Source organism: Ruegeria sp. ANG10 (assembly GCF_040705255.1).
Taxonomy (GTDB): Bacteria; Pseudomonadota; Alphaproteobacteria; order Rhodobacterales; family Rhodobacteraceae; genus Ruegeria.
Window position 1 is genome coordinate 126,428 of the sequence record NZ_JBFCVU010000009.1, and the last position, 20,649, is coordinate 147,076.

The following is a 20,649-nucleotide window of genomic DNA, read 5'->3' on the forward strand; positions in this document are numbered from 1 at the left end:
GTCTGACCTGTGATCTATCTGCCCAGAGGTCTTGCGGGACGGGCGGTCCAAGGCTAGGTCCAATGCAATACAACCGGAGGCCGCATGACCCTTACACCAGAAGACATCAGCCAATCCTTGCTGGACGCGGCCCGCAATGCCGGGGCCGACGCGGCGGATGCTATTGTGATCGATGGCTCTTCGGTTTCAGTCGAAGTGCGGAGCGGGGCGCTGGAACATGCCGAAAGGTCCGAAGGTACCGATCTTGGCCTGCGGGTGTTCCTGGGGCAGCGGCAGGCGATTGTGTCCAGCTCTGACAGCCGCCCGGAAACCTTGACCGCGATGGCCGAGCGCGCCGTGGCCATGGCCCGCGAAGCTCCTGAGGATCCGTTCACCGGGCTGGCCGATGCGGCCCAGTTGGCTACGGATTGGGATCTGCCCGCATTGGAATTGTTCGACCCCTCCCCGGAACCAGCGGCCGAAGATCTGCTGCGTGACGCGCTGGCCGCCGAGGCTGCGGCGCTGGCGGTTCACGGCGTATCGCAAGTTTCCGACGCGGCGGCGGCTTATGGCACTCACCGCGTACATCTGGCGGCAACCAACGGTTTTTCCGGTGGTTATGCCCGCAGCAGTCGCTCAACCTCATGCGTGGCGATCTCGGGCGCAGGCACCGGGATGGAGCGCGACTATGACGGCGATAGCCGCACCTTTCAAAGCGACCTGCGCAGCCCCGAGGAAATCGGTCGCACCGCAGGTGAACGTGCCGTGGAGCTGGTCGGGGCTCAGAAGCCCGCCACCGGTACATTTCCTGTGCTGTTTGACGAACGCATCTCATCCTCGCTGATCGGTCATCTGCTGGGGGCCAGCAATGGTGCGGCCATCGCGCGGGGCGCATCCTGGCTTAAGGACTGTCTGGGCGAACAGGTGTTACCTGACCACCTGTCGCTGATCGAAGACCCGCACCGCCCGCGCATCGCGGGCTCGCGCCCCTTCGATGCCGAAGGACTGGCAACGAGGCGGCGCGCCATTGTCGAAAACGGCATTCTGATGGGCTGGACACTTGACCTGTCCAGTGCGCGTAAACTGGACATGACCTCGACCGGGAACGCCACGCGCGGCGTGTCGGGGCCACCCTCGCCCAGCAACTGGAACCTGAGCCTGACTCAAGGCACACACAGCCGCGAAGACCTGCTGCGTGACATGGGCACCGGGCTGTTAGTGACATCGATGATCGGCTCGACCATCAACCCAAACACGGGTGACTATTCACGCGGTGCTTCTGGGTTCTGGGTCGAGAACGGAGAGATCACGCATCCGGTCAACGAATGCACCATCGCAGGCAACCTGCGCGATATGCTGCAACGGATCATCCCGGCAAACGATGCGCGCCCCTACCTGTCGCGCGTGGTACCATCGGTGCTGATCGAAGGAATGACTCTTGCCGGCAGCTGACCTGCAACTTCTGATCGACGCCGCATTAGAGGCCGGAAAGATCGCCACCCGATACTCGGGCACAACGGCGCAGCGCTGGGACAAACCCGACGGCGCCGGACCGGTGACCGAGGCCGATCTGGCCGTCAACGCCATGCTGGAACAGCGCCTGCCTGCCGCCCGGCCAGGCTATGGCTGGCTGAGCGAAGAAACCGAGGATTCCACCGACCGGCTGATGAAGGACTGGGTGTTCATCATCGACCCGATCGACGGCACCCGCAGCTTTGCCGAAGGGTCGCGCACCTGGGCACACTCCCTGGCCATTGCAGAACAGGGCGAAGTGATTGCGGCCGTGATTTACCTGCCTCTGCGCGATCTGCTGTATACTGCGGCCAAAGGACAAGGCGCGTTTCTAAACGGGGCCGCGATCCATGTCTCGGGCGTCACGGCGCTGGACACGGCGCAGATACTGGCGGCCAAACCCAATATGAAGCCACACCATTGGCGGCAGGGTCAGGTGCCTATCTTTGAACGGGTCTATCGCCCGTCACTGGCCTATCGTATGGCGCTGGTCGGGCAAGGGCGTTTCGATGGGATGCTGACGCTGCGGCCCAGTTGGGAATGGGATATCGCCGCGGGCGACCTACTTATTCGCGAGGCTGGCGGCAGCTGTTCTGACCGGTTGGCGCAACCCCTGCGGTTCAACAACGCCCATCCGCGCCTAAACGGCGTGATCGCGGCCGGCACGCCCATTCATGACACCCTGCACGCGCAGCTTGACCCGGGCAGCACCGGAATCCGCCCATGAGCCGACCGCGATCCCTCAGCCTGGCAGCCTATCGGGTTCTGTCCTGGGGCGTGTCCAACCCGACCAGCCAGCCCGAGATCCAGCGCCCTGAGGGCGAGTTGCTATGGGTCCATATCAACACGCAGGATCGTCAGCGCGCGGTCGTAGATTTCTGTCACAGGCTGCAGCAGGTCCGACCCACTTTGCATGTGCTGCTGACAGTGCCCGCCGAAGCCGACCTGAGCCTTTGGGAGCCAGGAGACTACCCGCTGGTGAACCTGCCCTCGGAACAAGCTGGGGCAGCACGCGCGTTTCTGGACCATTGGCACCCCGAAATCGGCCTGTGGGTCGGGGGCGGGCTGATGCCCAATGTTATCACGCGCGCCGAAGAACGCGGTATTCCCCTGATCCTGATCGAAGCGCAGGTCGATATAAAGATCGCGCGCGGTGCCCGGTGGCTGCCGGACATCACTCGTTTTACGTTGGACTGTTTCAAAACCATCCTAACTACGAATTCGGAAACCACACGGACAATCCGTCGCCTTGGCATCACCTCGGGCAAAGTCACCGACTCTCCACCATTGTATGTCAGCCCGAACCCGCGGCCCTGGCCCGAGGATGAACTGATCGAAACCAATCACGCACTGGCGGGGCGTCCGGTCTGGTTGGCAGCAAGCGTGCGGGACAAAGAATTCATCTCGATTCTCAGCGCCCATCGCCAGGCATTGCGGATGCTGCCCCGGCTGACACTGGTGCTGCATGTGGCAGACACCGCCGAGGCCGAACCGCTGCAAAACCGCCTTGAAACCATGGATCTGCGTTGTACCAATTGGGACACCAGCGGTCAGATCGAAGACAACACGCAGGTTATCCTGTCCGCCCACTCCGAAGATCTGGGCCTGTGGCACCGGGTCTCGCCAGTCACATTCATGGGCAGTTCGCTAGAGCGCGACGCGGGTGGGCGCGATCCGCTTGTTGCCGTTGCCCTTGGGTCGTCCGTCATCCATGGCCCGTTTGTGCGTCGTCATCAGCAGATGTACGATCAACTGGATCGGGCCGGGGCTGCCCGCATGGTCAGATCCGCAACCGAACTGGGCGACGCTGTGGTCGAGCTGCTATCGCCAGACCGGGCTGCCGATATGGCGCTGGCCGGGTGGCAGATCGTATCCGAGGGTGCACCACAAGCGGATCAACTGATCGATATGGTGCAGGATTGCCTGGATCAGCGGAGTGCGGATTGATGCGAGCACCTGATTTCTGGAACACCGCCCCCGACCGGCTGGATTTTCGTGCCAAATTGCTGGCACCGCTTGGCCGTATTTATGCCGCCGCAACCGCCCGGCGGGTTGCGTCCGAACCGGGGGTTAAAACTGGCGTCCCGGTCATCTGCATCGGCAACCTGAACGCGGGTGGCACCGGCAAGACCCCAACCGTGATCTGGATGATCGAGCAATTGCGCGACGCCTGGCACGAAACGCATGTGGTGACGCGCGGCCATGGAGGCTCGTTAGAAGGGCCCGTGCAGGTTGATCCATCCAAACACACCGCCGCGCAGGTCGGAGATGAACCCTTGTTGTTGGCCGCCTTTGCCGAGGTCTGGGTGGCCAAGGACCGCGCCGCCGGTGCACGCGCGGCGGCCGAAGCCGGGGCCAGTGTCATCCTACTGGATGACGGGTTTCAGAACCCCTCGGTCGTCAAGGATTTCTCGGTCATCGTGGTCGATGCGGCGCGCGGGTTCGGAAATGGGCTGTGTCTGCCCGCTGGGCCTTTGCGGGAGCCCGTCACAACCGGATTGCAACGCGCCGATCTGGTACTTTCGCTGGGTGACGCCGACGCACAATCCCAATTTGCCGATCTCTGGGGGGCAAAACTGACCGCGCCCCATGCCACCGGCGCGGTTGAGCCGCTGCAAACCGGTATGGACTGGGCAGACACGCCGGTTCTGGCCTTTGCAGGGATCGGCCATCCTGAAAAGTTCTTTGCCACCTTGCGCCAACAGGGCGCGACACTCTTGCGGTCAGAGGCACTGGACGATCACCAACCGCTGACCCCTGCCCTTATGACCCGGCTGGAAAACGAGGCCCGCCTGCTGGGCGCGCAAATGGTGACAACGGAAAAAGACGCCGTGCGCCTGCCACCTGCGTTTCGCAGCAAGGTCATCACCCTACCTGTGCGTCTGAAAGTGAATGAGGCCGACAAGGTCCGGCAGATGCTGATGCAAATCGCACCTTCGCCGTAAGGTGCGACCGGCCCTTTCAGAACCGGTCGCAACAGGCAATCAGCTGCCCAATTCTTCTTCGATTAGTTTCTTGAAATCAGCATAAGACTGGTTGTCGACCTTCTTGCCGTTCACAACGAACGAAGGCGTGGACTGAACGCCGTCGCGCTCGGCGTTTTCCTGATACCAGGCCACCAGTGTCTGCGCGCGGGTGCCATCCTGCAGGCAGGCTTCAAGCTGGTCATTGTCAATACCAGCCAGACGCCCGATCTTGCGCAGCTCGTCCACGATTTCAGCTGGACCACCTGCGCGGGTCCATTCGGACTGACCTTCATAGATCAGGTCGGAAATGCCAAAGAACTTATCGGGGCCGTCACAGCGCGCGACCATCGAAGCCCACAGGCCATATTTGTCAAAATACACCTCGCGATAGATGAACTTGACCTTGCCGGTATCGATGAAATCCTTCTTCAGCTGCTTGTAAGCACCCGTATGGAAGTTCGCACAATGCGGGCATGTATAAGACGCATATTCGATGATCTCGACTGGCGCATCTTCGGCCCCTTGTACCATCTCGACGATGGTCGAGGTGTCAATATCGGCCTCTTGCGCCTCGGCACTGCCAATCATCGGATACGAAGTAGAGGAATTCGACAGCCAATAGCCGCCAGCGGCGATAGCGACGGCCGCGCAGATTCCGGTTGCAATACGGCTCATTTCTCAGCCCTTTCTCAGCGTTTTTGCTTGGATAATACGTTGCGGCCCAGACGTTCAAGGGCCGCGCGCAGATCACCGTCATTGACGTCGCGCGCGGTCCGGTCCGCCTCGGCTACGATTTCGGGATCGATTTTGGGTTTCGCCGCTTTCGGTTTGTGGTCGAAGCTAGCCTGCCCCTCGGCAAATCCTGTCGGCGCGGTCTGGGTAATGCGCACCCGGCTGATGGCATTATAGCCGTAGACCGCGTTCACCTTGCCGCGCAGTTGTTCCTTTTGCATTTCAAGCATCGGGGCCTGCGGGCCTGTGGTCAGCACCGTCAGCGTCGCGCCGATCCCGCCCTTGCCATAGCCCACATTCACCGGTCGCGCGATGGCGGCCATATCCTGGCCCACGATCTCGGCCCAATGAGTCAGCAGGCGTGAAACGGCAAAGCCCCGGCTTTCACCGGCGCGCCTGATCTGGCCGTTCAGCAATGTCGCGGTGCGTTTGAACCCGCGGGTCGAAGAACGTCTGCGCTGCATCTGGTTTCCAACTCCTGCGCCGCTATTGTAAAGGGCATGATATCGGACGCCAGCGAAACCCGACAGAGAGATAGATAAAACTTGCGTGACACTATTCAACATGACCTGAGCGGTGCGTTACTGGCCTGGTACGACCGCCACGCGCGCACGATGCCCTGGCGTGTAGGCCCGGCCGACCGAGCGGCGGGCGTGATACCTGACCCCTATCGAGTTTGGTTGTCCGAAGTGATGCTGCAACAGACCACTGTCGCCGCTGTCCGAGACTATTTCACGCGATTCACTACACGCTGGCCAACGGTTCAGGCGCTGGCCGCTGCACCGGATGATCAGGTCATGGGCGAATGGGCCGGGCTGGGCTATTACGCCCGTGCCCGCAACCTGCTGAAATGCGCGCGCGTGGTTGCCGAGGAACATGGCGGCGTTTTTCCTAATACCTATGAGGCCCTGCTGAAACTGCCCGGCATCGGCCCCTATACGGCCGCCGCCATCTCGGCCATCGCTTTTGACCGGCCCGAGGCTGTTCTGGATGGTAATGTCGAGCGGGTCATGGCTCGTCTGTATGACGTTCACGACCCTCTGCCGGGTTCCAAACCCCTGTTGAAAGACAAAGCCGCTGCGCTGACGCCCGGCCTCCGACCCGGAGATTATGCGCAGGCCGTGATGGATCTGGGGGCCACGATCTGTACCCCGAAATCTCCGGCCTGTGGCATCTGCCCCTTGCGCGACCCTTGTCAGGCCCGTGCGGCCGGAACCCATATCGACCTGCCGCGCAAGACACCGAAAAAGCCAAAACCCACACGGTATGGCCATATCTATATCGCCCAACGCACTGACGGCGCCCTGCTGCTTGAGCGGCGCCCTGAAAAAGGATTGCTTGGCGGAATGCTGGGCTGGCCGGGGTCAGATTGGTCAGACGCGCCAACAGACTCACCCCCCTTTTCCGCTGACTGGCAAGCTTTAGCAGGAGAGGTGCGCCACACCTTCACCCATTTTTACCTGATCCTTTGCATCTGGACAGCCCCATTACCGACGGAAACGACCTTCGACGACCTGATTGTGATGGAAAAACACGCATTCCGACCCAGCGATCTGCCGACCGTGATGCGCAAAGCGCATGACCTTTGGCGCAACCGGTAACCCATTGTCTGTTCTGCCGGACTGTGGCTAATGTGCGCGCAGTCATCCGGAGCCACCCAATGACCGCAACAGATATCTTGCCCCGTTGGCAATCGGCCCTGCCGTTCTGGATCTCATTCCTGCTGATCCCGCTGATCTGGTTCACCGCAATGGCCGGCGGCTGGTGGGTCCTGCTAGTGCCACTTTCCACATGGTGGGCCTTTGCGTTGCTCGACCGCCTCACCGGGCTGGATCTGGCCAATGCCAACCCCGATACCCCCGACTCGGTGTTGCACTGGTATATCCTGCTGACAAAAGCTTGGGTTCCGGTACAATTCCTGACCCTTTACGGGCTGATCTGGCACGCCACGCATACCGACCACCTGTCAACCTTGGCTAAGGTTGGGCTGTTCTTCGGCATGGGAGTAATCTCGGGCACGATCGGCATCAACTACAGCCACGAGTTGATGCACCAAAAAGGCCGGTTTGAACGCTGGCTAGGCGATATCCTTCTGGCGATGGTGCTTTATTCGCATTTCCGCTCCGAACATCTGCTGGTGCATCACCGCTATGTCGGCACGCCCCGCGACCCGGTGACCGCTCGTTATAACGAAGGGTTTCACCGCTTCTACCCGCGCGTGCTGAAGCAATGCCTGTTCTCGGCCTTCCGTGCTGAACGCGAAAAACTGGCCCGCAAGGACCGCCCCTGGACTGATTACGCCAACCCGTTCTGGCGCTACTGGGCATTACAAGGCGCAATGCTGGTATTGGCCTTCGTGATCGGGGGTCTCTCGGGACTCGCCCTGCTCCTGATCCAGGCGGGCGTCGCCATCTGGCAGCTAGAATTGGTCAACTATGTCGAACATTACGGCCTGACGCGCAAACATCTGGGCGCAGGCAAGTATGAGCATGTCCAACCGCGTCATTCATGGAATGCGTCACAAAAAGCGTCGAACTGGCTGCTCATCAACCTGCAACGCCACTCGGACCACCACTACAAACCCAACCGCCGCTTTCCACTGTTGCAACACCACCCCGAGGACGCGGCCCCGCAATTGCCCTATGGTTATCCAGTGATGACAGTCGCAGCGATGATCCCCCCGCTGTGGCGTCGCATCATGAACCCACGCGTCCGTGCCTGGCGACGCCAATACTATCCCGAAGTTACAGACTGGACACCCTACAACAAATCGCAAAACCCGCTGCCACGTGCCTGACCGCAGCACGCGTCAGCGTGCTGCCCGGCCCAACGATCCGCCTTGCATCTTCGATGCATGGTTGATCGGCGGGAGCCCTCACCCGGTCATCACCCATACATCCATCGGGACCTCTACCCCCCGGACCGCGTGGTTTTCATATTTCGCAAACCCGGCCATCAATTCGGATGCGTTGCGACCTTCTTCCTCCAAACGGCTCCGAACTGCGTCGCTAAGGATGACATTTGCCTGAAACTCGCGGGTCTGCGCCTCAAGCTTGGCGGCCACATTCACCGCATCTCCTATCACCGCAAATTCCAACCGGTTGGCGCCGATATCCCCCAGAACGACCGCCCCGAAATGGACCCCGATCCCCACCCGTATCTCAGGCTCGCCCGTACGGTGGCGTTCCACGTTCCAACGGTCAATCACCTCGATCATCCCGCGCGCGCAGGCCACCGCATTACTCGCATCCTGCGGTGTCGGCACCGGCGTCCCAAACGTAGCCATCAACCCATCGCCCAGATACTTATCCAACGTCCCTTGATGGCGGAACACCTCAGCCTCCATCCGGGCGTGAAAGCCGCGCAGAACCTCGATCACTTCGTAAGGATCGCGCCCGGCAGCATATCTGGTGAACCCAACGATATCGATGAACAGAACGGCTATATCCTCTTTGCGCACCTGCTTCAGCGGCTCATCATTCTGGCTCAGCTCATCCACCACGTTCGGTGAGAAATACCGCGACAGGTTTGCCCTTTCGCGCTCTAGCCCCGCATTTGTCATCAGCAACCGATTGAGCCGCCGCATCGACACACCCAACGTCACTGCCACCATCATGAACACGATCACCTGTTGAATACGCTGCGCAGGCATAAAGCTGTTGGCGTCCAGCAATTCTGCCACATCGGGATAGCCAGCCAATGCCTCAGCCACGCGCTCACTGAGACCAGGCATCGGGGTTGCGACCCACCAGGCGATGATCCATCCAGCCGTCCAAACCCCGGCCGTCCATGACCCGATCGCAATCACCGTACGCCAGGAATAGGCCAACGTACCAGCTGCCAGGATGATGAAGAAATACTGGAAATTATCGAACCGATACTGCATCGCCAACGGTCGGACATCGTCGCTGAACGGGTTGGGCACGATCATCCCCAGCGTCATGATCAGCAGGTCCACAAAGATCAAAAGCAGCTCGGTCCGCGATTGGCCCACGCGCCCAGCGCGCCGGATAAACCAGCCATTGGCGCAGATCAGCAGCAGGATGAAGTGATACCACATCACCTCCCATTGCGGGTTCAGATAAATCAGCAGCACACCGGTCAACGCCATCGCGATCCAGCGGGCACGAACAGCAAGCTCCAGTCCCTCGCGCTTATGCCGCTCCATCGCGGCTTCTGTGTATTTGTTGTCCAAATCGAAATTGTCCGGGCGGGTTACAAAGAACCGGTCAAAGCGGGACTCGCTGGCTGTGGTATCCGACATTGCACAAGCTCCTTCACTGCACCGCAGGATACAGAAGGCCCGTTTCGAAACCAGATGTTGAAAAACAAAAGACCCCGCCGAAATCGGCGGGGCAAGGCGTAGTGCCTAGTGTCAGGCCACAGGCACCGGCGGTGTTGGTAAAATCAGTTCATCTCGGCCCGGATCTGCTGACGCAATACGTCAATCGGCACGGTCTTGCCGTCACGCTTAAAGCACCAGTAAGTCCAGCCGTTACAGGACGGTGCATTCTCCAGATGCGCGCCCACCTGATGGATCGAGCCCTTGACGTTGTCACCCACCAGCGTGCCATCGGCGCGGACCTTGGCCTTGTGACGCTGGTTCATGGAATACAGTTCTTCACCCGGGCGCAGCATCCCACGTTCGACCAGTTGGCCGAAGGGCACGCGCGGCTCGGCACGTTTGCTGGCGCTGACCTCCAGCGCCTCACGGTCGAACTTACGGACCTTGGAGATGCGCTTTTCAGCCACCTTGCGATAGCTTTCCTCGCGCTCGATGCCGATGAATTCGCGACCCAGCATCTTGGCAACGGCGCCGGTTGTGCCTGTACCAAAGAACGGATCAAGGATCACGTCGCCCGGATTGGTCGAGCCGATCAGAACACGGTGCAACAGCGATTCCGGTTTTTGCGTCGGATGCGCCTTGTCGCCGTTTTCATCCTTCAAGCGTTCATGCCCGGTGCAGATCGGCAGCACCCAGTCACTGCGCATCTGAACGCCCTCGTTAAGCGCCTTTAGGGCCTCGTAGTTGAACGTGTATTTCGCCCCTTCGCGTTTTGACGCCCAGATCATCGTCTCATGCGCGTTGGTAAAGCGTTTGCCGCGGAAGTTTGGCATCGGATTGGATTTACGCCACACAACATCGTTCAAAATCCAATAGCCCGCGTCCTGCAGGGCTGAGCCCACACGGAAGATGTTGTGGTAAGAACCGATCACCCAAATCGCGCCATTTGGCTTAAGCAGGCGATGCGCCGCCTTCAGCCATTCGCGGGTGAATTGGTCATAAACGGCAAAGCTGGAGAACTGATCCCAGTGATCGTCAACCGCATCTACCTGGCTGTTATCGGGGCGGTGCAACTGGCCTTTCAGTTGCAGGTTATAGGGCGGATCCGCGAAAATCAGGTCAACCGACGCCTCGGGCAGACTGTTCATCACGTCGATGCAGTCCCCGGATAGAATCGTGTTTAAAGGGAGCGCTTTTGCGCCCTTTTTAGTGGTTGTTGTCATTTGTACTGCCTCAAGTATCCACGGCGCTTTTGCGCTCATTTGGTTGAGACAAGGATGAGTCAAAGTCGATTCGCCGTCAATTTCTTTTTTGAATCAGCGACTTACGATTTACTCTTGATACAAGATATTGTGTACCGGCTTGAACGAACGTCTATGGTGTGGGGTCACACCAAGATTTTGCAGCGCGTTCTTGTGTTGTTTCGACGGATAACCGGCGTTTGTCTCCCATCCATAGCCCGGATGCTGTTGCGCCAAATCCACCATCAGTTGATCGCGCCAGTTTTTGGCGACGATCGAAGCCGCCGCAATCGACACCGAATGGGCATCGCCTTTGATCACCGCCTGCGATGGGATGGTAAGGCCACGAGGAATCATGTTCCCGTCGATCAGCAGATAGTCGGGCGGCGGGTCTAACGCCGCCACCGCGCGCTCCATCGCCAGATGTGAGGCCCGCAAGATGTTGTGTTCGTCAATCTCGGCCACCGATGCCTCGGCAATTGCGATCTCGGCCCGCTCGCGCAGCGCCGACTCTAACCCGGCACGCCGTTTCGCTGTCAGCTTTTTGGAATCGTTCAGCCCGTCGGGAATATCATCGGGGTTCAGAATCACGGCCGCAGCAACCACCGGTCCGGCCAGCGGTCCGCGCCCTACTTCGTCGACACCCGCAATCCGCAGATATCCGCGCACCGTTGCTGCTTTCTCAATTTCATAATCCGGAGTCGTCATACCCCCGGAAAATCGCGTTTTGCCACCCACCGCAAGAAAAAAAGGAGAGAGCAGCTTGCGCCACCCTCTCCCGCACGGTGCTTCTGTGGCCCCGCTCCTGCTCGAAAACCGTTACTTGTAACCTACGCGGTATCCTTTCTGGTGCAGGCAACCGGGGTGATAGGCCCGCTTGACCTTTTTGCCATTCCAGAACCTGACCTTGCACTGGTTGGGCAGGCTATTGCTGTATTTGTAATGCTTGCCCAGACAGGTCTGGCCCAACAGTCGTTGATTGGGCGAATACCCTTTGAACGTGCGCAAGCATCGTTGCGGCAGGCTGTAACGCGCAACACGCGGAGGCAGCGGGCGTACGTGATGCGGCCTGTGCTTTGGCCGGGTGTGTACGTGTTTCTGGGGCGCCTTATATATGTGATTGTAGTTGTGCGTCACGTTGTTCTTTTTGCTCTTGTCGTCGAAATGCTTCACAGCGGCGCCAATCAGCGCAATGGCTGCAAGCCCGCCAAGAATATCCTGAACATCCGCAGCCCGCGCCTGAGACGCCGAAATGCCAGTGATGGCAACTGCCGAGGCCACGATCAGGGCAATAAATTTCTTATGCATGGTGCTTGTCCTTCAGTAGTCTTGAGGTGACCCGATGGCGGGCCGTGTGCTGATGACCCGACACTGGACGCGCCTCGTTCAGACAGGCAATAACGGGCCGGCGTTATCCGATATCAGGCCCGCGAAACCCCTTAGGTTATTGAATATCGTGCCAACACATGCGCAGGATGCGGCCTATGAAACAGATCCTCTCTTCTCTGGTCCTGTTGGCCCTGATATCGCTTGGCACCACCGCTTCAGCGGCCGATTGCTATGCCGACTACAAGGCCAAGCGGGACAATCCGCTGCGCTTACACTATGGCGTCATGCAGGTTTCGGCCTGCGGCAAGGGGCAGGCTAAAAAAGAAGTCGCCCAACGCCTCAAGGGGTCGGGCTGGACCCTGCTGAACGTCATGTCCGTGTTCGGGCCCGAAGGGTTGGATAAAAGGAAGGCCAATGCCGGAAAATTCTATCTCCGTTACTGAGGCCCGCCGATCCGGTGTCAGACTGGTCGGCGCGGGCATCGCGGCGATCGTGGTGATTCTGGTAACAGCGGCCATCTTTTTATTCTGGACCCTGCCCGATGCGAATGCCTTCAACGCCCGGGTCGAACGGTTGTTCATCGAAAGCGATCTGACCTCGCAAACCGAGATTCGCCTGCTTGAGGTATTGGCGCAATCAGGCACCGCCTTTGCCGATACCCTATCCAGCTATCGCATGGTGATTTTCGTGTTGTTGGTTTTCGCCACCGCCATGTTGATCACGGCGCTGGTGTTTCTGGTGATGCTGGTGCTGTTAAACCGGCGGATGGCACAGATCGAACGCACCGGCATTCAGGTCACTTCGCTGCTGATCAGCCGCGAGGAAAACACCGTCTATCTGAACAATATGGATTTCAAACTGACTCCGGCGGCGATGGAAACCTTGTCAGTTCTGGCCGAATCCCGGCTGGACGATGAGGTCCTGTCCGGCGTCCAGATCGAATCGATGATCTCGGGCAAAGACACCGCCGATTGTGACGAGGCCGCTGGCGCCACACGGATCAAACGGCTGCGTGATGCGCTGGGCAATCAGATGGTCAGCGAGTTGTTAGTCAAGAATATCGCCAAAAAAGGCTATATGCTGTCGATCGAAAAAGATGTGATTCAGATGGTCTGACCTCGCATAGTCGCGCATAATGTGTGTGATAAATGCCCGTCACACCCCTTGGAATGCTTCGATCAAAGACCCATCCTATTACCTAGCGAGTCACGGAGGCTGATGATGAACGTCCACACCACACCGTCGACCAATGGCTATGGGATATCGGTCGAACCATTGAAGGGTCGGATCGCGATCTATAGGGATGACACGCTGCTGGCCGAAAGCACCGACGCAAAAGTCATGTATGAAACGCGGCTGCCGGCCACAATTTACGTCCCGCGCGCGGATGTCTGTGTGGATCTTGGCGCCGAAACCGAATTGCAGACGTTTTGCCCCTTCAAAGGGACCGCGACCTATCACGACGTCATTCTGGATGGGCAACGGCTGACCAACTCTGTCTGGGCCTATGAAGAAGCCCTACCTGAAAGTGCTGCCATTCAGGGCTATGTCGGCTTTATGCCCTCGGCTTACACACAGGTCGAGTTGGGCGAAAACCACCTGCGCGAAACTGAGGATGGCAGCATCAGCGGCCCTCTGATTGATTGGCTGATGCGTGGTGCATCCAACCTCAGCACGCCGGAAGCCTTCACCAAGGCATTGGCCGAAAAGATGCTGGAACACGGCATCGCCATTCAACGGCTCAGCATTCTGGCCTGGTCTTTGCATCCGCTGATCGCGGGCAAGCATTATATCTGGGAAAAGGGCGAGGCCGAGATTTCGACCAACGTGCCGACGTATGAAATCCACGATCACCCGGCCTATATCAACAGCCCCCTGCGTCACGTTTCGAACGGTCTGGGCGGCGTGCGCCAGCGGTTGAACGATGAAAACCCTCAAAACAGCTTCCCGATTATGGAGGACCTGCGGGCGAAGGGCGCTACCGACTATGTCGCCATGCCATTGCCGTTTTCGGACGGGCGGACAAATGTCCTGACCCTGACCTGTGATCATCCTGACGGGTTCACCACGGAAAACCTTGGGCTTGTGTTCGAGTGTTCGTCAGTCATTGCCCGCTTTTACGAAGTTTTCATGCAGCGCGAGAACGCGCAGGTCTTGCTTGAGACTTATGTCGGCAAACGCTCGGGCGCGCGGGTGCTGGGCGGTGAAATCCGGCGAGGCGACGGGGATGAGATTGATGCGGCGATCATGTTCTGCGACCTGCGCAATTCGACCAGCCTGGAAGAGCAGCTTGGCCGTACCGCCTATATCAACGTGCTGAACGACTTTTTTGAAACCGTGTCCGATATCGTGCATGACAATGGCGGCGAAGTATTGAAGTTCATCGGCGACGCTGTGCTGGCAGTCTTTCCCGAGGGGGAAGATTCTATGGTCGCGCGTAGAAACGCGCAGCACTCGGCCGTTAGAATCGTCGAAAAACTGGGTGAGCTGCGCCAGTCTGGTTCTGACATCCATTGTGACTGTTCGATCGGTGTTGCCTACGGTCGCGTCACATATGGCAATGTTGGATCACGCGAACGGTTGGATTTCACCGTCATCGGACAGGCCGCAAATATCGCGGCCCGGCTTGGGGAATACAGCAAAACGATCGGGCAGCGGATTGTCGTCTCGGCCGATATTCAACCTGCATGCGCGGATGCTTTGTCATTGGGCGAGGTCAAACTGCACAATGTGTCCCAGCCAGTGACGTCTTTTGCACTTAGAACATCGGCGGATGCCGTGTTGAACGCCTGAGCATTCACCTTGTTACCTGTGCCGGGTCTGGGCTACGCCCCCAGCAATATCAGCGCCGTTTGAGCAGGAGAAATCGTGTTTTGCAGCTGGGCGATCTGGCTGCGTGCAAGATATTGGTCCGTCAGCCGGGCTACCGACGCCTCGTTGGTGAACTGGGCCAGATCGTCTGATCCAGTGAGACCCGACAACCTGTCCTTGAAAACCTCCAGTTGCCTGTCGATATCCAACTGCGCGAAACTTGATGGCAGCCCTAACGCTGTCTCCATCATGCTGCGCAACGGCGGTTGCCCCATCAGGTCGAACCACTTTGTGTCCGAACTGCTGTCCTGCGCGGCCAGATCCGCCAAGGTATGTTGTGTATAAAGCGATATGCGCATCGTCTCATCGCTCTCACCGACCGCGATTTCGAACCGAGACAAGACGTTGTCCTGCGCGATTGCTTCCATAAAGGTGGTCAAACCCGTTTTGCGCACCTCGCCCGGACCCAGGCCGAAGGCTTCGGAAAATTCCCGATACCGCTTGTCGGCCAAACGGTTGGACAATGCATCATCGGCGCTTGTTCCATCGGACAGGATTTTCTGGATGAAATAGCGATTGTTGATGTCATCCTCTAGCCGGAAGGCGCCCAGCGCCACTTGCAGCAATCGCCGGTCCGAAACCAAATCCTCGGCCGTCTGCACCTTGCCGATATTGTCCAGAAAGTACTCCGTCTCTCGTTCATTGACTGGCGAGGCCGAAAAGCTCTCGAGCTGCGTATCATAGGTACGCTGCAAAAACCGCCAGCCGACAATACCGTCAGAGGGGATGACAGGCCGGAATGTCATTGCTGATACGCCATCAACCGTTCTTCACGCGGCAGCAGTGCCCGCAGGGATTTCAGGCATTTGTAATACTGTTCGGCCAGCAAAGCCTCAGTAGCTTCGGACAGTACACGACGACTGTCGGCGTCTGTGAAGACCTGGCTCAGCTCCTCAACCCGCCGCAAAAGCTGTTGCCGCGCTCGCTCGGGTTCCATATCGCCGGACAATACAAGCTGGGCGGCATAACACACTCGCCGCACCGGGGTAGTCACCTCATCCGGGTGAATGGCATCGCGCAATCGCAGAACATTTGCATCAGGCGTCATGATTGAAAAGCGGCTGCGGCGATCTCCGTTTTCGACAACCACGCCATTGATCAGCACCCTCTCTTTCGGTGCCAATTTTAGAACCAGCCCCCCCATCAGGTAGCACCCATCTGACGCAGGCCACGCAGGACGGCCATATTGATCTCAAGCAGCGGCTCAACGGTCGCCTTGTTGCCCAGAACCTGACTGCTGTGTTGCTCGGTAAATTCTGCCAGGTAGAAGATCCGCGCACGCAGTTCATTGGGCAGCGCGTTGTCGGAGTCTGACACCCCGGTTGCCAGAACGGTCCACAAGCGACGATTTTCGTGCAGCGCGTGAACGAAGCCCCCGAAATCGGTTTTGCGTCGGGCTGCGGCGGCCTTGAGCCGATGCGTGATCTTCGAAATCGCCTCGTACTCGGTATCGCGCGGGGTGCGTGTCGGGGCGGCGGTCTGCGCGTAGGCACGTTGTGCAAGAGTTTGCGGTGTCACTTGAAATCCTTCCAATGGGCCGTCTTTTGGCGGTCAGAAACGGGGCGCGTCTGGGCGCCCCGACCAGGTTCTGGAAATTAACGGAACAGCGACAGGATCGACTGCGGTGCCTGGTTGGCGATCGACAGCGATTGGGTGGCCAGCTGCTGCTGTACCTGCAGGGCCTGCAGGCGGGCCGAGGTCTCTTCCATATCGGCGTCAACCATCGACCCGATGCCGGATTTGAACGAGTCGGTCAGCTTGGACACGAAATCCTGCTGTGTTTCGATACGACCCTGCGCCGAACCAAAGGCCGCCGCCGCGTCAATCGACGTGTCGATCAGCGTCTCAATGGTGCCCAACGCAGCCGATGCACCGCCAGCAGTCGAAACGTCAATCGAGCTCAATGCACCGAGCCCGCCGGAACCTGCGTTTGTGAACTGCGCCGAAACGGACACGTCCCGATCTGCAGCATCAGCGCCCGTACCAGTCACAAAAGACAGAGTGCCTTCTGCGCTTGGGTCATAGTCGATCGACAACCCTTGGACACCCAAAGCGTCGATTTGGTTTTTCAGGCCAATTGCGACGTTGGCATCGGTGTTCGCAGCGTCATAGGTTCCAGATGGATCAAGGTCAGAATCCTGAACCGTGTAAGAGACAGATTGATCACCCACGTTGATTGAGATTTTGTCACCCACAGCAAAGTTGTCAGTGGAGCTATCAATTACAATCGTTCCAGTGCCACTGTCCTTGTCCATAGTGAAACCGGCAGCGTCGTTGTCGGTGGCTGTGTTGTCAGAACCGGCAAGTACGGCTTTGGCAGTGTAGCCGCCAGTTGACAGGTCCTGGCTGGCAACCGAAATCGACGACGACGTGACGGCACCAGTGCTATCGCGATCCAGCGAAGACAGGATTGAAGCCGTTCCTGCCGAACCATCCACAAGGTTAAGCCCGTTAAACTGGGCCGCACCAACCACCGAAGCGATCTGGTCTCGCAAAGCGGACACATCCGTATTGATTTTGTCGCGGTCAACGTTGTCTTCCTGCGCGGCGACGATCTTCTCTTTCATCTGGGTCAGCAGATCAGTCACCGTTTCCGATGCGTTCCGCGCGACCGCAACCGTCGATTCACCCAGCGCCAGGCTGTCTTTGATCGCGTTGAAGCCCTGTACGTCCGACTCCATGACTTTGGAGATTGCCCAGACGGCCGAGTTGTCCTTGGCGGTCGCGACGTCCTTACCGGTCGAGATCGCGTTCTGGGTCATTTCCAGGTTCTTGTTGACCGATTTCAGGGTTTGCAGCGCCACCATTGCGCCATTGTTTGTCAGAATGCTGGACATAGCTTTCTTCCTTTTCCGTTCGGGCCCTTTGCGCCCATGCTTACCCCGCACCACGTACGGGCTTTGACGTCTTTCTGATCAGTGCGATCCGCCGTCGGGCTGTTCGCGCCACCTGTTTTTCAGATGCCCGGCCACCTTTGCCCCTGATCCCCTAACGGAATGCTAAAGCCCCTCACTCAGAAAATTCGGATTTGAATCAAACCCGCTCCTATGCCCGTTTTTCCAGTTTCGCATTGCGACGCACGGCGTATCCGCTGCGCTGCCCGTCCGCTCCGTAAGTGCTGAACTCCTGCCGAACGCGCCGCAATTCGGCCATGCGGCTGGCAACGGCCCGAATCCCTTCGGCGGCACTGTTCAACAGCGCCTGGTTCCGCTCGACTTTCTGCTGCAGGCGAATCAATTCGGCGCTGTCAAAAACCTGCAGTTCATTGATCGCGCCGATCAGCTTTTCCTTTTCCGGTGCCATATGGCTCAGCCGGTCCAGATCCCCGTCGACAAGCGCGGTTCGCTCAAGATCCAGCACTTCCTCAAGGGATCGGATCAGGTCGGTTTCAGATTTGGTCGGCATCGGTTTTCTCCATCATGGACTGGAACAAAATTTCGGACAGGCCAATGCCGCCGGATGCGGCCAACGCACGCGCCTGATGTTGCACGAGGAAGGACGAAAACTGATCTTCGCCCGCACCGCCTCCAAAAGATTCGCTGGCCTTGCCCAACCCAGAAGATTTGAGCATTTCAGCCAGAAACGCGGCCTCCAACTCGACCGCCGCAGCCTGCAATTTCTCGGCCGTGGTGGACGGTTGCGCGGTGGGAAGCGTTGTGGAAATCTTCATCACTTTCTCCGAAATTTGCATCGAACTTTCTTGATCAAAGGCGAAAGCGGTTAAAATAAACGTAACCTCCTGCGGGCAGATTTCCGTTCACACAAACGGAGTCGGAGCAAAATGCCCAACCCACTTTCAGCACTGTTGTCTTCGTCGGGCACCGCTGCGAAACCCGATGCAACACCGCAAGAACCTCTTGCGTCCAAAGGGGCCGCGTCCTTTCAAATAGTCATGGATCAAGAGGCCGATCCCCAGTCAGCCGAGCCCGATCTCACCGACCTTTTGGTTCAGGACCCAGACACGGCGTCAGAGGTGGACGACATCGCTGCAGACGTTGAAATCAAGGATTTCACCGTTGCGCCCGAGGATCAGCCGCCTGCCGAACTGCGCGCGGCTGTGCCGGAAGCTGTTCAGGCTCTGGTCGCCAAGACCTTGGTTGAAAATCCGACCGTGACGTCATCGACTGTTGAGGCGGAGACTGAAACGGTAGACGAGACGCACCTGCCCCCTCAAAAAGCCGACAGGTTGGAACCCGCGACGGGCCCTGCTGAGCGCGCGGTATCCCCAGCCGTTCAAGCCATGCTTTTCGGAACAGTTTCGCCAAGAAGAACGCCCCAGGCCACCACCAGTTCGCCAAGCTTTCCCGCCGGGTTGGTAACACCGAACATGCTCCCGAAAGAGATGTTAGATCATTCACCCATCATCCGACCCGACCTGGGCGGGCCAAGTGGCCCCGCGACGCCACAGGTGGCGCAATCGCAACCGGTGGTGCCTGATCGGGCGCCAACACTTGTACAAATGCAGCTTTTGGCCACGGATCAAACCAACACGCAGACCGAGGTTCAGACCTTTCCCGAAATCGAAGAGATATCGACCATTAGAGAAACCCCGACGTTGTCCTCTGCCCGCGATTCGGCACCTATAACACAGACCATGACAACAACGGCGCGCGCTGAAACGGCACGCGCGGTTGCCAATCAAATGGCAACCGTTGTTTCCGCGCGTGGACAGCCCGGCACAATTGAGGTCGCGCTAAACCCCGAAGAACTGGGACGCGTTTCGATTGTCTTGAATGGCCGCGAGGATGGCCTGCACATGACAATCTCGGCGGAACGCCCGGAAACTCTGGATATGATGCGCCGTCATCTTTCGGTGCTGGAGGCCGAATTCCAGAACTTTGGGCTGGGCGACCTGTCCATTGATCTGGGCACGTCAGCAGACGCACAGCAGGATGGGCCTGACTCGGGCGACGGCACCCGGTTTGCGGAAACGCAGGACGAGCCTGTCACCGAGGCGGGCCCCACCGTTCCGAAACTAGGCCCCGACGGCCGGATCGACATGAGGCTTTGAGCATGATCACCCCAACCCAATCGACGACACAAGCCAACACCCAGGCCCAATCTGCGTCACAATCACAGGCAACCTCGATTGCGTCGGATTTCGACACTTTCCTGTTGCTGATGACGACCCAGGCACAAAATCAGGACCCGCTTGAACCGATGGATTCGACCGAGTACGCCTCGCAATTGGCGCAATTTTCGATGGTCGAACAACAGGTTCAGAGCAATGAGCTGTTGTCCGAACTGGCACTGTCTCTGGGAGGTATAAAGTTAGAGGATCTTGCGAATTGGGTCGGTATGGATGTCCAGACCACCGCGGCGTTCCACTTTGATGGCGAACCTGTGACCCTGTCCGCGCAGGCTGAACCGGCGGCAGACAGTGCGGTGATGGTGATCCGGGACAGCGACGGCACCGAGATCGAAAGAATTTCCGTACCGGTGACCCAGACCGAGTTTGACTGGGCCGGGACAGCAAGCGATGGCAGCCCTTTGCCAACGGGCAGCTATTCAGCCACGCTGGAAAGCTATGACGGGGAAGAGTTGCTTTCGGTCCAGCCGGTCTCAACCTACAGTCAGGTGGTCGAGGCACAGGTTGGCGAGGATGCGGTCGTGCTGACGCTGGAAAGCGGGCAGGTGGTTCCCGCAGGGATGGTGACCGGGGTCCGAACCGGAACTTGATCTGCAGGGCGGGACAGGCCAAACCAGTGCAACCTGCGACTCGTTTTTATCGGTG

23 protein-coding genes are annotated in these 20,649 nt (G+C 58.7%); 11 read left to right on the forward strand and 12 right to left on the reverse strand.

Annotated features, from left to right (window positions below; genetic code table 11):
• Nucleotides 1-84: 84 nt before the first annotated feature.
• The 4 genes from AB1A64_RS17530 to lpxK are packed head-to-tail and all read left to right on the forward strand — an operon-like array spanning nucleotide 85 to nucleotide 4,436.
• The gene (locus AB1A64_RS17530) at nucleotides 85-1,431 is read left to right on the forward strand and encodes a TldD/PmbA family protein (RefSeq protein ID WP_366552676.1); all 1,347 of its coding nucleotides are present in this window, start codon (nucleotides 85-87) and stop codon (nucleotides 1,429-1,431) included.
• Nucleotides 1,418-2,218: a 3'(2'),5'-bisphosphate nucleotidase CysQ gene (locus tag AB1A64_RS17535; RefSeq protein WP_366552678.1), complete on the forward strand. Its 801-nt coding sequence runs from the start codon at nucleotides 1,418-1,420 to the stop codon at nucleotides 2,216-2,218. Before AB1A64_RS17530 ends, AB1A64_RS17535 begins: the two co-directional genes overlap by 14 nt.
• Nucleotides 2,215-3,438: a glycosyltransferase N-terminal domain-containing protein gene (locus AB1A64_RS17540; RefSeq protein ID WP_366552680.1), complete on the forward strand. Its 1,224-nt coding sequence runs from the start codon at nucleotides 2,215-2,217 to the stop codon at nucleotides 3,436-3,438. The genes AB1A64_RS17535 and AB1A64_RS17540 overlap by 4 nt, the downstream gene beginning before the upstream one ends.
• Nucleotides 3,438-4,436: a tetraacyldisaccharide 4'-kinase gene (gene lpxK / locus AB1A64_RS17545; protein WP_366552682.1), complete on the forward strand. Its 999-nt coding sequence runs from the start codon at nucleotides 3,438-3,440 to the stop codon at nucleotides 4,434-4,436. The genes AB1A64_RS17540 and lpxK overlap by 1 nt, the downstream gene beginning before the upstream one ends.
• A gap of 39 nt (nucleotides 4,437-4,475) precedes the next feature.
• Here the strand turns inward: lpxK and AB1A64_RS17550 are convergent, their stop codons facing one another.
• Nucleotides 4,476-5,132: a DsbA family protein gene (locus AB1A64_RS17550; protein ID WP_170378256.1), complete on the reverse strand. Its 657-nt coding sequence runs from the start codon at nucleotides 5,130-5,132 to the stop codon at nucleotides 4,476-4,478.
• 14 nt (nucleotides 5,133-5,146) lie between these two features.
• Nucleotides 5,147-5,653 carry a DciA family protein gene (locus AB1A64_RS17555; RefSeq protein ID WP_170351071.1) on the reverse strand — a complete coding sequence of 169 codons (507 nt, stop codon included), beginning with the start codon at nucleotides 5,651-5,653 and terminating at the stop codon, nucleotides 5,147-5,149.
• Nucleotides 5,654-5,734: 81 nt separating this feature from the next.
• Between AB1A64_RS17555 and mutY the strand changes: the two genes are divergently transcribed.
• Both mutY and AB1A64_RS17565 read left to right on the forward strand, forming a co-directional pair.
• Nucleotides 5,735-6,790 (forward strand): A/G-specific adenine glycosylase, encoded by a 1,056-nt coding sequence (gene mutY, locus AB1A64_RS17560; protein ID WP_366552685.1) that lies wholly within the window; start codon nucleotides 5,735-5,737, stop codon nucleotides 6,788-6,790.
• A 59-nt stretch (nucleotides 6,791-6,849) separates the two neighbouring features.
• Nucleotides 6,850-7,986, forward strand: coding sequence for an alkane 1-monooxygenase (locus AB1A64_RS17565; protein WP_366552687.1), 1,137 nt, complete (start codon nucleotides 6,850-6,852; stop codon nucleotides 7,984-7,986).
• Between the two features lie 78 nt (nucleotides 7,987-8,064).
• On the opposite strand, the gene AB1A64_RS17570 is transcribed toward AB1A64_RS17565, so the two are convergent.
• The 4 genes from AB1A64_RS17570 to AB1A64_RS17585 form a co-directional block, all read right to left on the reverse strand.
• Nucleotides 8,065-9,453, reverse strand: coding sequence for an adenylate/guanylate cyclase domain-containing protein (locus AB1A64_RS17570; RefSeq protein WP_366552689.1), 1,389 nt, complete (start codon nucleotides 9,451-9,453; stop codon nucleotides 8,065-8,067).
• 143 nt (nucleotides 9,454-9,596) lie between these two features.
• On the reverse strand, nucleotides 9,597-10,697 hold the full coding sequence (locus AB1A64_RS17575) for a site-specific DNA-methyltransferase (protein ID WP_366552691.1): 1,101 nt from the start codon (nucleotides 10,695-10,697) through the stop codon (nucleotides 9,597-9,599).
• 108 nt (nucleotides 10,698-10,805) lie between these two features.
• Nucleotides 10,806-11,423, reverse strand: a complete 618-nt coding sequence (locus tag AB1A64_RS17580) for a ribonuclease HII (RefSeq protein WP_366552693.1) — start codon at nucleotides 11,421-11,423, stop codon at nucleotides 10,806-10,808.
• Nucleotides 11,424-11,534: 111 nt separating this feature from the next.
• Entirely contained in the window at nucleotides 11,535-12,023 is a 489-nt protein-coding gene (locus AB1A64_RS17585; RefSeq protein ID WP_366552695.1) for a hypothetical protein, read from the reverse strand.
• A 176-nt stretch (nucleotides 12,024-12,199) separates the two neighbouring features.
• Between AB1A64_RS17585 and AB1A64_RS17590 the strand changes: the two genes are divergently transcribed.
• The 3 genes from AB1A64_RS17590 to AB1A64_RS17600 all read left to right on the forward strand — a co-directional run bounded on the left by AB1A64_RS17590 (nucleotide 12,200) and on the right by AB1A64_RS17600 (nucleotide 14,837).
• A complete protein-coding gene (locus AB1A64_RS17590; RefSeq protein WP_366552696.1) occupies nucleotides 12,200-12,487 on the forward strand; it encodes a hypothetical protein in 288 nt (95 codons plus the stop codon).
• Complete coding sequence (locus AB1A64_RS17595; protein ID WP_170398171.1) at nucleotides 12,459-13,160, forward strand: helix-turn-helix domain-containing protein; 702 nt, start codon at nucleotides 12,459-12,461, stop codon at nucleotides 13,158-13,160. Before AB1A64_RS17590 ends, AB1A64_RS17595 begins: the two co-directional genes overlap by 29 nt.
• Before the next feature lie 105 nt (nucleotides 13,161-13,265).
• On the forward strand, nucleotides 13,266-14,837 hold the full coding sequence (locus tag AB1A64_RS17600) for a DUF427 domain-containing protein (protein ID WP_366552698.1): 1,572 nt from the start codon (nucleotides 13,266-13,268) through the stop codon (nucleotides 14,835-14,837).
• Nucleotides 14,838-14,869: 32 nt separating this feature from the next.
• Here AB1A64_RS17600 and AB1A64_RS17605 read toward each other — a convergent pair whose 3' ends face one another.
• The 6 genes from AB1A64_RS17605 to AB1A64_RS17630 all read right to left on the reverse strand — a co-directional run bounded on the left by AB1A64_RS17605 (nucleotide 14,870) and on the right by AB1A64_RS17630 (nucleotide 18,585).
• The gene (locus AB1A64_RS17605) at nucleotides 14,870-15,661 is read right to left on the reverse strand and encodes a DUF1217 domain-containing protein (protein WP_366552700.1); all 792 of its coding nucleotides are present in this window, start codon (nucleotides 15,659-15,661) and stop codon (nucleotides 14,870-14,872) included.
• Nucleotides 15,658-16,059 (reverse strand): flagellar biosynthesis repressor FlbT, encoded by a 402-nt coding sequence (gene flbT, locus AB1A64_RS17610; RefSeq protein WP_170362374.1) that lies wholly within the window; start codon nucleotides 16,057-16,059, stop codon nucleotides 15,658-15,660. Before flbT ends, AB1A64_RS17605 begins: the two co-directional genes overlap by 4 nt.
• Nucleotides 16,059-16,433 (reverse strand): flagellar biosynthesis regulator FlaF, encoded by a 375-nt coding sequence (gene flaF / locus AB1A64_RS17615; protein ID WP_366552702.1) that lies wholly within the window; start codon nucleotides 16,431-16,433, stop codon nucleotides 16,059-16,061. The genes flbT and flaF overlap by 1 nt, the downstream gene beginning before the upstream one ends.
• 77 nt (nucleotides 16,434-16,510) lie before the next feature.
• Nucleotides 16,511-17,752: a flagellin gene (locus tag AB1A64_RS17620; RefSeq protein WP_366552704.1), complete on the reverse strand. Its 1,242-nt coding sequence runs from the start codon at nucleotides 17,750-17,752 to the stop codon at nucleotides 16,511-16,513.
• A gap of 208 nt (nucleotides 17,753-17,960) precedes the next feature.
• Nucleotides 17,961-18,320: a flagellar biosynthesis protein FlgN gene (locus tag AB1A64_RS17625; protein WP_366552706.1), complete on the reverse strand. Its 360-nt coding sequence runs from the start codon at nucleotides 18,318-18,320 to the stop codon at nucleotides 17,961-17,963.
• On the reverse strand, nucleotides 18,304-18,585 hold the full coding sequence (locus tag AB1A64_RS17630) for a rod-binding protein (protein WP_366552708.1): 282 nt from the start codon (nucleotides 18,583-18,585) through the stop codon (nucleotides 18,304-18,306). Before AB1A64_RS17630 ends, AB1A64_RS17625 begins: the two co-directional genes overlap by 17 nt.
• 111 nt (nucleotides 18,586-18,696) lie before the next feature.
• Here AB1A64_RS17630 and AB1A64_RS17635 point away from each other — a divergent pair, with 111 nt between their 5' ends.
• Together AB1A64_RS17635 and AB1A64_RS17640 are read left to right on the forward strand one after the other, a co-directional pair.
• Complete coding sequence (locus tag AB1A64_RS17635; protein ID WP_366552710.1) at nucleotides 18,697-19,926, forward strand: flagellar hook-length control protein FliK; 1,230 nt, start codon at nucleotides 18,697-18,699, stop codon at nucleotides 19,924-19,926.
• 2 nt (nucleotides 19,927-19,928) lie between these two features.
• Nucleotides 19,929-20,594: a flagellar hook capping FlgD N-terminal domain-containing protein gene (locus tag AB1A64_RS17640; protein ID WP_366552712.1), complete on the forward strand. Its 666-nt coding sequence runs from the start codon at nucleotides 19,929-19,931 to the stop codon at nucleotides 20,592-20,594.
• Nucleotides 20,595-20,649: the final 55 nt, after the last annotated feature.